This window comes from Curtobacterium citri (assembly GCF_030362955.1).
Lineage (GTDB): Bacteria > Actinomycetota > Actinomycetes > Actinomycetales > Microbacteriaceae > Curtobacterium > Curtobacterium citri.
The window spans coordinates 70971-86055 of the sequence record NZ_JAUCML010000008.1; the positions used below are offsets into that span (position 1 = coordinate 70971).

General features: G+C 73.4%; 17 protein-coding genes. 7 read left to right on the forward strand and 10 right to left on the reverse strand.

Annotation, left to right across the window (positions count from 1 at the left end; all coding sequences use genetic code 11):
* Positions 1 to 5: 5 nt before the first annotated feature.
* From QUG92_RS12570 to aztB, 3 genes are read right to left on the reverse strand one after another with little or no spacing between them, the layout of a single operon-like run.
* Complete coding sequence (locus QUG92_RS12570) at positions 6 to 911, reverse strand: metal ABC transporter substrate-binding protein (RefSeq protein WP_289459300.1); 906 nt, start codon at positions 909 to 911, stop codon at positions 6 to 8.
* Positions 908 to 2095: a YncE family protein gene (locus QUG92_RS12575; RefSeq protein WP_289459301.1), complete on the reverse strand. Its 1188-nt coding sequence runs from the start codon at positions 2093 to 2095 to the stop codon at positions 908 to 910. The genes QUG92_RS12570 and QUG92_RS12575 overlap by 4 nt, the downstream gene beginning before the upstream one ends.
* Positions 2092 to 3006 (reverse strand): zinc ABC transporter permease AztB, encoded by a 915-nt coding sequence (gene aztB, locus QUG92_RS12580; protein ID WP_289459302.1) that lies wholly within the window; start codon positions 3004 to 3006, stop codon positions 2092 to 2094. Before aztB ends, QUG92_RS12575 begins: the two co-directional genes overlap by 4 nt.
* A 50-nt stretch (positions 3007 to 3056) precedes the next feature.
* Here aztB and QUG92_RS12585 point away from each other — a divergent pair, with 50 nt between their 5' ends.
* Positions 3057 to 3683 (forward strand): metal ABC transporter ATP-binding protein, encoded by a 627-nt coding sequence (locus tag QUG92_RS12585; RefSeq protein ID WP_289459303.1) that lies wholly within the window; start codon positions 3057 to 3059, stop codon positions 3681 to 3683.
* A 46-nt stretch (positions 3684 to 3729) separates the two neighbouring features.
* Here the strand turns inward: QUG92_RS12585 and QUG92_RS12590 are convergent, their stop codons facing one another.
* Positions 3730 to 4467: a copper homeostasis protein CutC gene (locus tag QUG92_RS12590; protein ID WP_289459304.1), complete on the reverse strand. Its 738-nt coding sequence runs from the start codon at positions 4465 to 4467 to the stop codon at positions 3730 to 3732.
* On the reverse strand, positions 4467 to 6008 hold the full coding sequence (locus tag QUG92_RS12595) for a M81 family metallopeptidase (protein WP_289459305.1): 1542 nt from the start codon (positions 6006 to 6008) through the stop codon (positions 4467 to 4469). The genes QUG92_RS12590 and QUG92_RS12595 overlap by 1 nt, the downstream gene beginning before the upstream one ends.
* Positions 6009 to 6142: 134 nt before the next feature.
* Between QUG92_RS12595 and QUG92_RS12600 the strand changes: the two genes are divergently transcribed.
* Entirely contained in the window at positions 6143 to 6874 is a 732-nt protein-coding gene (locus QUG92_RS12600; protein WP_069711865.1) for a S1 family peptidase, read from the forward strand.
* A gap of 73 nt (positions 6875 to 6947) precedes the next feature.
* Here QUG92_RS12600 and QUG92_RS12605 read toward each other — a convergent pair whose 3' ends face one another.
* Entirely contained in the window at positions 6948 to 7766 is an 819-nt protein-coding gene (locus QUG92_RS12605) for an SDR family oxidoreductase (RefSeq protein WP_069711866.1), read from the reverse strand.
* A gap of 129 nt (positions 7767 to 7895) precedes the next feature.
* Between QUG92_RS12605 and QUG92_RS12610 the strand changes: the two genes are divergently transcribed.
* Positions 7896 to 8783: an SDR family oxidoreductase gene (locus tag QUG92_RS12610; RefSeq protein WP_182046906.1), complete on the forward strand. Its 888-nt coding sequence runs from the start codon at positions 7896 to 7898 to the stop codon at positions 8781 to 8783.
* Between the two features lie 66 nt (positions 8784 to 8849).
* Here QUG92_RS12610 and QUG92_RS12615 read toward each other — a convergent pair whose 3' ends face one another.
* Positions 8850 to 9206, reverse strand: a complete 357-nt coding sequence (locus QUG92_RS12615) for a VOC family protein (RefSeq protein WP_182046905.1) — start codon at positions 9204 to 9206, stop codon at positions 8850 to 8852.
* A 134-nt stretch (positions 9207 to 9340) separates the two neighbouring features.
* Here QUG92_RS12615 and QUG92_RS12620 point away from each other — a divergent pair, with 134 nt between their 5' ends.
* Positions 9341 to 9631 (forward strand): Dabb family protein, encoded by a 291-nt coding sequence (locus QUG92_RS12620; RefSeq protein WP_289459306.1) that lies wholly within the window; start codon positions 9341 to 9343, stop codon positions 9629 to 9631.
* Between the two features lie 8 nt (positions 9632 to 9639).
* On the opposite strand, the gene QUG92_RS12625 is transcribed toward QUG92_RS12620, so the two are convergent.
* Both QUG92_RS12625 and QUG92_RS12630 read right to left on the reverse strand, forming a co-directional pair.
* On the reverse strand, positions 9640 to 10137 hold the full coding sequence (locus QUG92_RS12625) for a MarR family winged helix-turn-helix transcriptional regulator (protein WP_182046903.1): 498 nt from the start codon (positions 10135 to 10137) through the stop codon (positions 9640 to 9642).
* A gap of 154 nt (positions 10138 to 10291) precedes the next feature.
* Entirely contained in the window at positions 10292 to 10999 is a 708-nt protein-coding gene (locus tag QUG92_RS12630) for a DUF3800 domain-containing protein (protein WP_069711871.1), read from the reverse strand.
* A 147-nt stretch (positions 11000 to 11146) separates the two neighbouring features.
* Here QUG92_RS12630 and QUG92_RS12635 point away from each other — a divergent pair, with 147 nt between their 5' ends.
* A complete protein-coding gene (locus tag QUG92_RS12635) occupies positions 11147 to 11872 on the forward strand; it encodes a phosphatase PAP2 family protein (protein ID WP_182046902.1) in 726 nt (241 codons plus the stop codon).
* Between the two features lie 31 nt (positions 11873 to 11903).
* Here the strand turns inward: QUG92_RS12635 and QUG92_RS12640 are convergent, their stop codons facing one another.
* Positions 11904 to 13139 (reverse strand): multidrug effflux MFS transporter, encoded by a 1236-nt coding sequence (locus QUG92_RS12640; RefSeq protein WP_182046901.1) that lies wholly within the window; start codon positions 13137 to 13139, stop codon positions 11904 to 11906.
* A 46-nt stretch (positions 13140 to 13185) separates the two neighbouring features.
* Here QUG92_RS12640 and QUG92_RS12645 point away from each other — a divergent pair, with 46 nt between their 5' ends.
* The gene (locus QUG92_RS12645; RefSeq protein ID WP_289459307.1) at positions 13186 to 13629 is read left to right on the forward strand and encodes a MarR family winged helix-turn-helix transcriptional regulator; all 444 of its coding nucleotides are present in this window, start codon (positions 13186 to 13188) and stop codon (positions 13627 to 13629) included.
* 192 nt (positions 13630 to 13821) lie between these two features.
* Positions 13822 to 15081: an MFS transporter gene (locus tag QUG92_RS12650; protein ID WP_289459308.1), complete on the forward strand. Its 1260-nt coding sequence runs from the start codon at positions 13822 to 13824 to the stop codon at positions 15079 to 15081.
* Positions 15082 to 15085 lie beyond the last annotated feature (4 nt).

The window sequence follows — 15085 nt, forward strand, 5'->3', positions numbered from 1 at the left end:
CATTCTCAATAGGAAACGGACAGGCCCGCGACGATCGCGTCCGTGTTGGAGCGCATCATCCCGAGGTAGGTGGAGGCGTCGCCGTCCTCGGTCAGGGACTCGGTCGCGAGGGACCGGATCCGGACGTGCACGTCCACCTCGTCGGCGAGCACCTCGGCCAGCCGTGCGGGCTGCGAGAGGTCGGCGAAGATCGTCGGGACGCCCGCCTCGTCGATCGCGGCGGCCAGGTCGCGCAGGTCGGCAGCGCTCGGCGACGCGAGCGTGGTGCCGCTCGGGATCACGGCGCCGACGACGCGGAAGCCGTACCGGTCGGCCAGGTACCCGAACACGTGGTGGTTCGTGACGAGCGCCCTCCGCTCCTCGGGGATGCCCGCGAACGCCTCGGTCATCTCGCCGTCCAGCGTCGTCAGCTCGTCGAGGTACGCGTCGGTGCCGGTCGGTTCGACACCGGCGTCGCGCAGGTCGGCGTCGAGCGCCTCGACGACGTCGACCATGCGCTCGGGGTCGGTCCAGAGGTGCGGGTCGGGCCCGCTGTCGTCCTCGGTCGTCCACTCGAGCGCGTCGACGTGGTCGCCGGCGGTGAACACCGGGACGCCGTCGGAGGCGGCTGCCTCGACGTGACGGGCGACCCCCTCCTCGAGCCCCAGGCCGTTCTCGACGACCAGGTCGGCGGTCCGGAGCTGTGCGGCCTCCTTCGCGGAGACCTCGAACGAGTGCGGGTCGGCGCCCGCGGGCATGAGCACCATGACGTCGGCGGCGTCCCCGACCACCTCGGTCACGACGTCCCCGAGGATGTTCGTCGTGACCGCGACGAGGGGTCGGTCCGACCCGGCGGACGAGCAGCCCGCCGTGGTCACGACGAGTCCGGCGGCCACGGCCAGTGCGGCGGCAGCCCGGAGGCGGCGCGTCACAGCCCGACCTCGGCGAAGGCCACCGGGGCCTCGGGCAGCTCGATCGACCGGGCGACCCGGGCGCCGTCGGCGAAGTCGACCTCGTGCACCTGCTCCCCGGACGCGTCCGTGACGTAGGCGCGCTGCGCGTCGAGCTGCAGGAGCGGCTCGGCGGCGGGGTCCAGGAGCGGCTGCGTGGTGGCGACGGCCCCGGTCGACGCCGTGACGACCACGACCCGCCCCTGGTCGTCGACGCCCACCACGTGCTCGTCCTCGTCGTCGACCGCCGTCACCGCGCGCAGCGGCCGCTCGGTCTCGACCAGGCGCCAGGTGCCTTCACGGACGTCGAGCAGCCACGCGCCCCGGTCCCCGGCGAGTCCGGCGACCGTCGGGCGTCCGGAGCGTGCCGAGAACGCCGTCGGCCGGTCCGCGCCGGCCGGCAGCGCGACGACGGAGGTCCCGCCGTCGTCGCCGACGACGACCGCGCCGTCCGCGCAACCGACGACCGCCCCGGCCCGGGTCACGATGCCGCCCGCGGGGTCGGCGCACGCCTGCTCGGTGCCGGTGGGCTCGCCGTCGGCGTCGAGCAGGCGGACGACGTCACCGTCCCCGGCCACGAACTGCTCGCCGAACGGCAGCAGGACGGTCGCGTCGACCCGGGTCGTCTCCTCGACCTCGCCCTGCCCGAGGGCCGCGCGGTCGAGGACGACCGCCTCGCCGCGCTCCGGCCAGGTGATGGTCGTCATGGTCTCCGAGGAGTGCACCTCGACCGGACCGCCGCCGTCGATCGTGTCGACGACCCGCGGCTGCGCGGCGTAGTAGTGCGTGTGGTCGCCGTGGTCGACCGTCCAGGAGCCGCCGTCGACGATCGTCGTCCGGTCGTCGATGCTCGTCACGAGGAACCGGCCGTCGGTGGCGGCGTGCTCGGGGGCGTCGACCCTGTCCAGGTCGGTGGTCTCCCCGGTGAGCAGGTCGTGGACCGCGGTCGCGCCGGTGGCGGACACGGCCAGGAGGCGCACCTGCGGCTCCTGTGCCTCGCTCGCGCCCGCGACGTAGCCGTGGGGCTTCGCGGTGCCGGTCGGTCCGTCGGCCGCCGGCCCGGTGGACCCGCCCGTCGAGCAGGCGGTGGCGGTGATCGCCAGGGCGGCGGCGATCGCGGTGGTGGCCAGGCGCGCGGGTGCGCGTCGCTTCGTGGGCTGGTTCATGCTGCCTCTCGTGGTGCTGGTGCTGGTGCTGGTGCTGGTGCTGGTGCTGGTGCTGGTGCTGGTGCTGGTGTGCGTGTGGTCGGTCGCGGGCCGGACACCCGCGGGCGGAGGGCCGCGAGGGCGCGGGAGACGGCGACCGAGCCGACGGCGACGGCCGCGATGCTCGCTCCGGCGGCGGTGCCGAGGTGCCAGGACACGAGCAGGCCGACCGCGACCGCGACGGTGCCGATGCCCGCGGCGAGGAGCATCGTCGAGCCGACGTGCTTCGTCCACGCGCGGGCAGCCGCGGCTGGGGCGAGCAGGAGCCCGACGACGAGCAGCGTGCCGACCGCCCGGTAGGACGCGACGACGGCGAGCGTCACGAGGCCGATGAGTACGACCTCGGCCAGTCGGGGGCGGAGCCCGAGGGTCGTGGCCTTCCGGACGTCGAACGCCGCCGCGGTGAAGGGCCGGTGGAACACGGCGGCGAGCACGAGCGCGACGACGACGGCGATCGCGAGTCCGCCGAGGTCCGCGCCGGTCACGGCGAGCACGTCCCCGAACAGGATCGCCGTCACGTCGGTGGCGAAGGACCGCGACGACGACACGATGATGACCCCGAGCGCGAGCATGCCGACGAAGAGCAGCCCGATCGAGGTGTCGTACGACAGCCGTGCCCGGCGGCGGAGCGCCCCGACGCCGAGCACCATCACGCCCGCGCTCACCGCGGCGCCGAGGACCGCCGGGATGCCGGTCAGGGTGGCGACCGCGACGCCGGGGAGCATGCCGTGCGCCAGTGCCTCGCCGAGGAACGCCATGCCACGGACGAGCACCCACGTGCCGACGACCGCGCAGAGGACCGCCGCGAGGGTGCCGCCCGCGAGCGCGCGCAGCATGAAGTCGACGGAGAACGGATCGGTCAGCCAGGTCACGCTGCGAGACGCTATATGAAAACGACTATCGATACTGATAGCGTGCTCAGGTGCTCACCACCGCGGTCCCCCCTGCCCTCGAGGTCGCGCACCTCGTCGTCCGACGCGGCGACCGGACGGTGCTCGACGGCCTCGACGCGACGTTCCCCGCGGGGGTCGTCACGGCGCTCACCGGGCCCAACGGGTCCGGCAAGTCGACGCTGCTCGACGCGCTCGCCGGGGTGGTGACGCCGGTCGGCGGAGCCGTGTCGGGCCTCCCGTCCGGCGGTGTGGCGTACGTGACCCAGGCCGTCCCGCCGACCGCGCTCCCGCTGACCGTGCGGTCGACCGTCGCGATGGGGCGGTGGCGGGCACGGCCCTGGTGGCGACCGCTCGGACGGGCGGACCACGCGGTGGTCGACGTCCAGCTGGAGCGGATGGGCATCACCGACCTCGCCGACCGGCCGCTCGACGAGCTGTCCGGCGGGCAGCGGCAGCGCACGCTCGTCGCCCTCGGTCTGGCGCAGCGCGCGCCGGTCCTGCTCGTCGACGAGCCGACCGCGGGGGTGGACGCCGGGTCGGCGGCACTCGTGACGGCGGCGCTCGCCGACGAGGCGTCCGCCGGGGTCGTCGTCGTGCACGCCGCCCACGATCCCGTGGCCATCACGGCGGCCGACCGGGTCGTGACACTCGACTGACCCGGCTGCTCCGGGCTGACCCTTGCTGCTCCGGGTTGCTCCGGCGTCAGCCGTCGGTGTCGAGCGCGGCCCGCGCCGCGGCGACCACCCGGGGGTCGGTCACCGTGTACGTCGAACCGTCGTCCCCGCTGCCCATCGGCACACCGCCGTGCTCCGGCGCGCCGACCGGGCGCTTCGCGGAGAGGTGCACCGCGGCGACACCGGTCGCGACCAGGGCCCGGACGTCCTCGGGCCGCACGCCCGCACCGGCCATGACCTGCACCGGACCGGCTGCCTCGACCATCCGGGCGATCGTCGCCGCCCCCGCCGGGGCACTGGCGGCTCCGCCCGACGTCAGCACCCGGGTCAGCCCGAGGTCCGCCACCCGAGCGGCGGTCGCGACCGGGTCGGCGGCGTGGTCGACCGCCCGGTGCAGCGTGACCTCGGCGTGCGCGGAGACCGAGCGGGCGGCCTCCACGAACCGGCGGAGGGCGTCCTCGTCGAGGGTCCGGTCCGGGCGCAGGGCGCCGACCACCACCCCGGCCGCTCCCGAGCGCAGGACCGTGCGGACCTCCCGCGCCATGAGCGCGAGCTCGTCGTCGTCGTACGTGAAGCCCCCGGGGCGGCAGCGCACCAGGGCGTGCGCCGGGATCCCGGTCTCGTGCGTGGCCTCGACCAGGGCCTGCGAGGGCGTCAGTCCGCCCAGCTCCAGGCCGACGCAGAGCTCGACCCGGTCGGCGCCCCCGTCACGGGCGACCAGGGCCCCGGTGGGCGAGGTCACGGCGATCTCGAGGGCGACGGACATCAGGCGGCTCCGAGGGGTTCGTTCGACGGTGGCACGATCCGCGCGGACAGGTCCGGCGGCGTCGCGAACTCCCGATCGTAGGGGAACACCGGTCGCTCGATCCGGTGGTGCCCGAGGCGCAGCAGGTCCTGGTCGACGCCGCCGGGGGTGAGCGCCAGCATCCAGTCCGCCGCCATGTCGAACAGCTCCGGCTCGAGGTACCCGATCTTCACCACGACGACGTCGGCGTCCCGCGGGGCGAGGTCGAGGTCGGTGAAGTCGTGCTCGTGGTGGTACGGCTTGCGGAGCGTCGTCAGGATCGCGAAGACGCTGCCGACCTGCAGCACGACCTCGGTCTCGGCGTCCCGGTCGCCGTGCCGCACCGCGTGCACCCGACCGGTCATCGTGATCGGCCCCGCGTGCACGTCGTCGACCTCGGCGCCCGCGGTCACCGTGACGGTCGCCCCGACGCCGGCGGCCACGGCCTCGGCGACGGCGGCCGGACCGGGGACGCTCGCGTAGATCAGCGTGGGGCCGTCCGGCGCGGCGAACGCCGGGTGCGCGAGCACCTGCGTCAACCCCCACGTCATGTCGCCGGAACCACCGGCGGTCGGGTTGTCGCCGGAGTCCGAGACGAAGAACGGGCGCGCGCCGCCGGGTGCGACCGCGGCGGCGAGGCACTCGTCGAAGGAGCCCGTCGGTGCCACGAACGCGAAGTCCTCGCGGGCGTCCCAGAACGCCCGGGCCAGGCGCTCGGCGCCGGCGGCCACGACGTCGCGGTCCCACCCGGTGACGACGGTGACGGCACGGTCGCGGGGCTGGTCCGCCCAGGCGTACCCGACCCAGATCGCGGCGTCGAGCACGCCGTCCTCCTGTTCGACCTCCGGTACCTGCGCGTAGATCGACGCCGCGGGTTCGATGCGGGTCGACGTCTGCTCGCCGGGCAGCAGCACCGGGATCGGGATCCACGCCTTCACCGGGCGTTGTCGACCGACCGGCCTGGTGGCGAGCACGTCGACCAGGTTCCGGACCGCGCGCTCCTTCGTCTCGAGGGCGTCCTCGTGCGGCGCCATCCGGTAGCAGGTGACGAGGTCCACCTGGTGCGCGAGCTCCCGCGTGACGTTGCCGTGCAGGTCCATCGACGCCGACACGATGACGTCCGGCCCGACGACCGCGCGGATGCGGCCGAGCAGGTCGGTCTCGGCGTCGTCGAGCCCCTCGACCACCATCGCGCCGTGGATGTCGTACCAGAGGCCGTCGACCGGCCCGATCTCCGTCAGGCGCGCGACGATCTCGTCGGCGAGTTCCTCGTACGCCGGCCGGGCGACGACCCCGCCGGGGAGTGCGTGGCCGATCAGCGCCCCGCGGAAGTCGGCGGCGTCCGCGTACGACGCCAGGAACGGGTACCGCGCCACGACCTCGTCGCCGCGGTCCGGGTGGAAGGCGGGCGCGAGGGTGCGGGTCGGCGTGAACGTCGACGTCTCGATCGCGAGTCCGGCGATCGCGATGACCGGGCGACGTGCGGCGGGCGCGGCGGTGGCGGTGACGGCTGGGTCGGACACGGGATCAGCATAGGGAGCGGTCACGGAGCCCCGGTGTCGGTGGAAGTGCGGACTGGTACGACCCTCGGACGAGGGTCAGGATGGCCACCTGGTTGCACCCTGCAACGTCGCAGGGTCCTGATCGAGGAGTCCACATGAAGCACACCCTCGCAGCGGCGCTCGCCGCCGTCGCCGTCGTCGCCGGCGGCGTGTTCGCCGCCACCCCCGCCTCCGCGCTGCCCGCGCACATCGAGGTCGTCGGCGGCGAGCAGGCCCCCACCACGAGCTGGGCGGTCCAGCTCGAGGCCTCCGGCGGGACGATCCCGTCCGGCTACGTGAGCAACTGCACGGGGGAGCAGATCAACGCCTCGTGGATCCTCACCGCGCGGCACTGCATCGACGGCATCGGTGCGATGAACGTCTACCACTCGAACTCCACCACGAACCGCGGGTCCGCCGTCGCCGTGGACCGGGTCAGTGCCGCACCGGCCGGGGACATCGCGCTCGTGCACCTGCGCAGTGCGTACGCGCTCTCCACCTACGCGCCCCTCGACCTGACGGCGGCGGCGAAGTCGAGCGGGACCGGCGTCATCCAGGGCTACGGTCTGCGGGCGAACGCGCAGCAGTCGGACGGGCTGTACCAGGCGACGGTGTCCCTGACCGGCTCGACGCGGGACGCCTACAGCGGTCGCGCCCAGCACGTCACGGGTGTCACCGGCGCCTCGAACCACGGGGACTCGGGCGGCCCGCTCCTCGTCAACGGCAAGGTGGTCGCCGTCTGCTCCACCGGCGACAGCGCCGACCCGGGTGCGAACACCCAGGCGGGGTCCAACTACGCGCTGCTGTCGCAGTCGTCCTCGTGGATCCGCTCCACGGCGGGCGTCTGACCAGCGCGACCCACGGACGGACGGGAGGCGCGGTGCCAGCCAGCACCGCGCCTCCCGTCCGTCAACGGTCGCTTCAGGCGCCGTGCGCCTCCTCGGCGACCGGCTGCCACTCGCGCCACGTCGCGAGACGCGACTCGTAGTCCTGCTCGGCGATGCCGAGCGGCGCCTTGCCGAAGAAGACCCGCAGCGGCGGCTGCTCGGCGTCGACGACCTTGAGGATCGCCGACCGCGTGGCCTCGGGCTTGCCCGGGTCCGACGCGGACGGGCGCTTCGAGGCGGCCTCGCGGACGTCCGCGTAGGCGTCGAGCTCCTCGCTGTGCTTCGAGGACGGACCCGACCAGTCGGTCGAGAACCCGCCCGGCTCGACGAGCGTGACGGAGATGCCGAAGCCCGCGACCTCCTGCGACAGCGACTGCGACAGGCCCTCGAGCGCCCACTTCGACGCGTGGTAGGCGCCGACCGTGGGGAACGCGCTGATCCCGCCGATGCTCGAGACCTGCACGATGTGGCCCGAGCCCTGCTCACGCATGATCGGCAGTGCCGCCTGCGTGACCCAGAGGGCGCCGAAGAAGTTCGTCTCGAGCTGCGCGCGGACCTCGTCCTCGGTCAGCTCCTCGACCATGCCGAAGTGGCCGAACCCCGCGTTGTTCACGACGACGTCGAGCCGACCGAAGTGCTCGGCGGCCTGCTGCACCGCGGCGGTGTCGGCGGCCTTGTCGGTCACGTCGAGCCGGATCGCCAGGAAGGTGTCCGGGTACTGCTCGACGAGTGCCTGCACGTCGTCGGTGTTCCGCGCGGTGCCGGCGACGGAGTCCCCGCGCTCCAGGGCGGCTTCCGCCCACTCGCGGCCGAAGCCCTTCGACGCTCCGGTGATGAACCAGGTCTTGGCCATTCGCTGCCTCCAGTTGCTGTTCGGGTGACGGCGAGCAGGCAACCCCCGTCGCCCTGGCGCCACCTGGGCGTCCGGGTGACAGCCGGACGACTGGACCGATGCGGAGGCACGTGCGAGCACCATGGCCCCATGAGCCAGTACGAGAAGCGCGATCCGAACAGCCTCTACCCGAAGCCCCCGTTCCCGGAGCAGGAGCAGTCGCTGCCGGGTGCCGCCTGGAAGATGGACCCCCAGCCCGACCACGGCGAGCAGAGCTACGTCGGCAAGGAGCGCCTGACCGGCTACCGCGGCATCGTCACCGGTGCGGACTCCGGCATCGGGCGTGCCGCCGCGATCGCGCTCTCCCGCGAGGGCGCCGACCTCGTCCTCTCCTACCTGCCCGACGAGCAGGAGGACGCCGAGCAGGTCCGTGACCTCCTCGAGTCCGAGGGGCGCAAGGCCGTCCTCGTCCCCGGGGACATCTCCGACGAGCAGTACTGCAAGGACCTCGTCCAGAAGGCCGTCGACGAGCTCGGCGGACTCGACACCCTCGTCATGGTCGCCGGTCGCATGGACAGCAACGACGACATCCTGTCGCTCACCACCGAGCACTTCGACTCGACGTTCAAGACGAACATCTACTCGCTGTTCTGGCTGACCCAGGCCGCGGTCCCGCACCTCGAGCCCGGCTCGACGATCGTCACCACCGGCTCGATCCAGGCCGCGACGCCGTCGCCGGACAAGATCGACTACGCGATCTCGAAGAGCGCCGTGAAGACCTTCACCGAAGCCGTCGCGCAGCAGCTCGCACCGAAGGGCATCCGCGTGAACTCGGTCGCGCCGGGTCCGGTGTGGACGCCGCTGCAGCCCGGCTCGGACGACGCGGAGACCGTCGCGCACTTCGGCGAGCAGTCGCCGTTCGGACGCCCGGGCCAGCCCGCCGAGCTCGGTGCCGCGTACGTGCACCTGGTGAGCCCGGAGTCGAGCTACCAGTCCGGTTCGACCGTCACGATCGCCGGTGGGACGCCCGCGTTCTAGACAGGACCTGCAGACGGGAGGCGCGGTGCCAGCTGGCACCGCGCCTCCCGTCTGCAGGTCGTCGCCTCAGCCCTGCGGCGGCGAGTACAGCTGCAGGTCGTTGCCCTCGCTGTCCTTGAACGGGATGATCTTGCCCCACGGGTGCTCGCTGACGTCGCCCGCGAAGTCGACGCCCTTCGCCTTGAGATCGGCGACCTCGTCCTCGATGCTGCCGTCCGGCTGGAACGACACGACCGCGCCGCCGTCGCTCGACGGACCCGCCGACTCTCGTCCGTTCAGGCCGATGAGCAGCCCGTTCGCGTCGATCTCGCTCCAGTCGTCGTCCTCGCTCTTGACCGTCAGGCCGAGCGCGTCGCGGTAGAACGCGACCGCGCGCTGCATGTCACTGACCGGTACCCAGACCGCTGCCACTCCACTTGCCATGGTGATGCCTCTCGTCGTCGTTGCGTACGGGGGAGACGGTAGGTCGCCGGGTTGCGTGCGGACACAGGTGGAGTGGTGTCCCAGTACCCCGGTGGCAGGCTGTGCGGGGACGACGGGAGCAGCGGATGGCTGGCGTGACGCACGTGGTGCTGGTGGCACTGACCGATGAGGGGCAGGGCGTCACCGAGCGCCTCGACGCGCTGTGCCGTGAGCACCTGCAGCGCATCGACGGGGTGGAGTCGGTGCGCTCGGGGACGAGCATCAGCACGGAGGGGCTCGAGGCGGACTTCGGGTGGATGCTGACGGTGCGCTTCCGCGACGCCGACGCGCTCGCCGCCTACCTGCCGCACCCGGAGCACCGCCCGGTCGCCGACGCGATCGGCGCGGCAGCCGGACGGGTCGTGGTGTTCGACGTCGCCGACTGACGCGGGGGTCAGCCGCGCTTCGGTCGGGGACGGGCGGAGCGCGGCGGGACGGTCCGCATGTGGTCGCGGACCCGTCCGAGCACGTCGGCGAGGGCGTGGACGTCGTCGGCCGACAGCGGCTCGAGGAACAGCTGCCGGAGCACCTCGACGTGGCCGGGGAAGACCCGGCCGAGCACGTCGCGCCCGGCGTCGGTGAGCGCGACCGTCGTGCTCCGCTCGTCCTCGGTCGAGGGGGCGCGCACGACGAGCCCGTCGCGCTCGAGGAGTCCGACCTGGTAGGTCAGGCCGCTCCGGCTGTAGACGACGCCGTCGGCGAGGTCGGTCATGCGCAGGCTGCCGTCGGGGGCGTCGCCCAGGGTCGCGAGCAGCTGGAACTGCACGTAGCTCAGGCCGCCGGCGTCCTTGAGCTGCTGCTCGACGGTGTGCCGGAGCAGGCTGCTGACCTCGATGAGCGAGAAGTACGCGCCGAGCTCGGCGGGGTCGAGCGGCGGGACGGGAGCGGGCACCCATCCATCCTAGGTGTTGCGAAGTCGAAGCACTGCCCGGACTGCACGCGAGCGAGCGGTCGACTACCCTTGGATGCACGACGGGCCGGTTCCCGGGACGTCGCCAGCCGAAGGCCCCGCTCGCGGGGCCTTCGTTCTGCCCGGGTCGTCCCGCTCACGGCACCCAGGTCTGCTCGTGTGCCACTGCGGGCGCGATCGCTGCCCACTGCCGGGCCAGCGTCCGGCGGGCGGCGGGGTGCGGGTTGTGGATGCGCTGACGTCGGAAGTGGACGTACACGGCGAGGTCGACGACCTGCAGCCCGTCCGAGAACCGGGAGCAGGCGAAGTTGATCGGCGAGGAGATGTGCCGGAGCATCGACGATCCGGCGCCGCCCGTCCCGAACTCCTGGTACCCGGCGAAGGCGCGTTGGTGTTCTGCCTGTGTCGCGATCTCGTCCGCGACCACGATCGCCTGCTCCTCGTCGCCGTGCGCGGCGGTGTACTGGTCGATCTGTTCGAGGACGTGACCGAAGACGACGGCGTGCGGAGGCGCCGGGTACCGGAATCGCGCATGGAGTCGAGCCACGTCGACGCCGCGGAAGAGGTACCGGACGCCACAGTCCCGGGCGGCGTCGAGGACGGCGAGTGAGACGCCGGCGGCTTCGCGGTGCTTGCCGCGCAGTGGCGACCACGGGCCGCTGCCGCCCATGAGCTCGTGCCCGTGGAACTCGATCTCGGGATCGGTCCCGTGTTCACGAGCAGTTCGCTGCCGGACCGCCGCGAGACGCGATGAGACCGCTTCCCACCCCTCCAGCGTCGCGATCGCGGCACCGATGAAGTAGCGGTCGCGGTCGTACGATTCATCGACGTAGGCGACGAGCATCCCGTCAGCCTCGCACGGGGCGGAGTCGCCCGGAGGGACCTGTGGATGCGCGACGGGTGGCAACGCAGCCACGGGGCTGAACGGTCTCTGATGCGGAGCGGGGCCGGCACGCCGGGCGGTCGGACGATCCCCTGGGACGATGGACGGATGAGCACCGACCCCGAGCGCCGCCGCAGGAGGGCCGACGTCGTCGGCATCCTCGAGCCGAACCCCCGTCCGCTGTCGACGATCGCGATCGCCGTCGTCGCCGTGCTCGTGCTCACCGTGGTCGGGTTCTTCCTCGGCACGGTCGACCTGGGGCTCGCGAAGGCGTTCAACACACTGCACGTCGGCGCCCTCGGGGCGTTCACCACGGCGGTCTACCACGTCATCAGTCCGGTGCCGGCGATCGCGATCACGTTCGTCGTCGCGGGGATCATCTGGTGGCGGGCACGCGACGTCCGCCCTGCGCTCGGCTTCGGCATGACGATCGCGATCACCTGGCTGCCGTCGGCGGCGGTGAAGGAGCTCGTGCACCGGGCCCGGCCGGACGTCGCACTGCTGCCGCACCCGTTCCCCGTGCAGCCGGACCCCGGCTACCCGAGCGGGCACACCGTGTACATCACCGCGTTCGTCATCGCCCTGGTCTGGGTCGTCCGCGAGACGCGGTGGCACCAGGTGGCACGGGTCGTCGGCGTCGTCGCGATCGTGGTCGTCTTCCTGTCGGTGTCGATCGACGCCGTGCACTACCCGACCGACGCGGCCGCGTCGATCCTCTGGGCGGTCGCCGTGGCACCGGCCGCGCGCGTGGTGTGGGTGGACTGGGCGATGCCGCGCATCCCGGTCCTCCGGCCGCGCGACGGAGCGGCCGTCCCGCTGCGCGTCCGTCGCTGAGGAACCTGCGCGCAGCCGCGCCGACGGCGTCCTACGCCCGGCTGCGCCGCGCCACGACGAGCGCGACGACGGCGACGACCGCGGCGGCGAGCATGACGATCGCGAGCGGTGCCGCCGTGCCCTCGCCGCCGATGCTCACGAGGGGTGACACGAGCGCCGCGAGCCCGAACTGCAGCGCTCCGAGCACGGCGGAGGCGCTCCCGGCCACGCCGGGCACCGCGCCGAGCGCCATCGCCGTGGCGTTGCCGAGCACGAGGCCCAGCGAACCGACGGCGGTGAACAGCGGGACGGCGAGCCAGAGGACCGGCGCACCGGTGACGACGAGCAGCGCGAACGCGACGGTCGACGCCGTCACCAGGACGATCCCGAGGGTCAGGACACCCTCGACGGAGCGGGTCGCGGTGAGCTTCGCGGACAGGATGCTGACGCCCATCAGCGCGAGCGCGTTCAGGCCGAAGGCGAGTCCGTAGCCGACCGTGTCGAGGCCGAGCATGCCCTGGTACAGGAAGGGCGACGCCGAGATGTACGCCATCATCACCGCGAACGCGAAGCCGAACACTGCGGTCCAGCCGACGAACGTCCGCGAGCGCAGCGCTCGGAGCGGAGAACCGGAGGCGGTGCGTTCGGCCCGCAGCGCGTCGCGACGGGCGCGCAGGTGCGTCTCGCGGACCACCGCCAGCACGGACACGAGCATCACGACCGACAGGCCGAGGACGATCGCGAGCAGCCCGCGCCACCCGATCGGGCCGGTGAGCAACCCGCCGAGCAGCGGTGCGACCACCGGGGCGACCCCGCCGACGATCATCATGAGCGAGAACGCCCGGGCCGCGGGCCTGCCGGTCGCGAGGTCCGAGATGACGGCGCGTCCGATCACCATGCCGGCCGCGCCGCCGAGGCCCTGCAGCAGGCGTGCCACGACGAGCACGCCGACGTTGGGTGCCAGCACCGCGGCCGCGCTCGCGAGCACGCACAGCGCGGCACCCGCGAGCAGCGGCGGCACGCGGCCGAAGCGGTCGGACAGCGGCCCGAAGACGAGCTGCCCCGCGGTCACGCCGACCAGGAAGGCGGTCAGGGTCAGCTGCACGGTGGTCGCGGACGCCGAGAGCTCGGTCGTCATCTGCGGGAACGCCGGCAGGTAGAGGTCGGTCGCGAACGGCGCGACCGCGCTGAGCAGGCCGAGCACGAGCAGGAGCGGCGTCGTGATGCCCGTCGGCCGGGTGGAGGGGTTCGCCGTCGCGGCGCGGATGGATCCGGTGTCGGTCGTCATGGTTATGAAACCATAACTCATCCGTCGGCAGCGGTACAGTGACGGCATGGCACCAGCGGTCTCCGACGACGCCCTCGCCGAGTTCGCCGACGTCGTCCTGCGCATCGGCCGCGAGGTCGACCCGCACGGCCCGCACGCCCCCGACATCGTGCCGCTCACCGGGACCGAGGCGCTCGTGATGCGCTGGGTGCACCGGAACCCCGGCGCCTCGCCGAGCGCTGTGGCCGACGCCACCGCACTCCAGCGCAGCAACTGCAGCGTCGCGCTCCGCTCGCTCGTCGCGAAGGGCATGGTCGAGCGCCGCACCGACCCGGACGACGCCCGCACGGTGCAGCTGCACCCCACGTCCCGCGCGAACGGGAGCATCGAACGGTTGCACGCGCACTGGGCCGGGCGGCTCCGTGCCGCCCTCGCGGGCGACGAGGAGGGGCTCGCCGCAGCGGCGACCCTGCTGGCGCGCATCGACGACGGCCTGCGCCGACGGGACTGACGGCGGACGGGAGGCGCGTGGCGGGACCGGCACGCGCCTCCCGTCCGCCGCCCGGTCACGCTTGCTACCCTGGTCGGGCACCACCAGTACGCAGTGTGTACCTACCGGCCGTCGGCACCCCCGGCGGATCAACGGCGGCACCCCGACGGGCCCGTCGACCGACCAGGCCGGGCCCCAGAAGGCACACCCCTCATGCTCCACGAACGTCGCGCCGACGCGCCCCTCGTCTCCCTCGCCGGTCGGTGGTACTTCCCGATCGCGTTCATCGCCCGGCTGCCCTTCGCGATGATGGTCGTCGGCGTCCTCACCCTCGTCGTCGCCTCCCGTGACTCCGTCGCGCTGGGCGGCATCAACTCCGCGTCCGTCGGCATCGGCTCGGCGGTCTTCGGCCCGCTCGTCGGCGTCGCCGCCGACCGCTTCGGCCAGCGCGCCGTGCTCGTGCCCGTCGGACTCGCGAACGCCGTCCTCCTCGGCGTCCTGCCCCTCGTCGTCGCGGGGACCGCGCCCGACCTCGCGGTCCTCACGATGTCGTTCTGCATCGGCGCGACCGCCCCGCAGGTCGCCCCGATGTCCCGGACGCGACTCGTCGCGCTCATCCGACGCCACACCTCGCCCGCCCGTCGCGACAGGGTCTTCAGCGGCACGATGGCCTACGAGTCCGCCGCCGACGAGACCGTGTTCATCATCGGCCCGTTCCTGGTCGGCCTGCTCGCGAGTGCGATCGCGCCGTGGGTGGCCGTCGCGGGGGCCGCCGCGCTGACGCTCGTGTTCGTCACCGCCTTCGCGCTGCACCCCACCGGCAGGCTCGTCGTCGGTGGGCCGGCGCAGGAGACCCGGGCGCCCGCCCGGCAGCTCCTCCGCCCCCGGTTGCTCGTCGTGGTCGTCGGCATCCTCGGCGTCGGTCTGTTCTTCGGCTCGACGCTGACCACGCTGACCGCCTTCGTGGAAGGTCACGGCGAGGCGTCCCAGGCGGGCCTGCTCTACGGCGTCATGGGCATCGGCTCCGCGGCGCTCGCGCTCGGCTCGGCGGCCTTCCCGCGGTCCTTCGGGGTCACGTGGCGCTGGCTCGTGTTCGGCCTCGTGCTGCTCGGCGGGGCGATCGCGTTCAGCCGTGCCGACTCGATCGGGTCCGTCGTGCTCGTCCTCGGGATCCTGGGGATCGGCATCGGCCCGACGCTCGTCGCGCAGTACAGCCTCGGGTCGGACCGCTCCCCGGTCGGCCGCTCGGCGACGACGATGACGATCCTCGGTTCGGCGGTCATCGTCGGGCAGTCGGTCGCGTCCGCGGTCGTCGGCGAGGTCGCCGAGCGGGCGGGGACGGGCGCCGCGATGCTCTTCCCGGCGTTCGCGGCGGGGCTGGTGGTGCTCGCCGCCGTGGCCGACCTGCTGCTCGCGCGGCGGGACACCCGCTCGCCGGCGCCCGAGCCGTCCGAGGCCGCCGCGGCGGGCTGAGTCG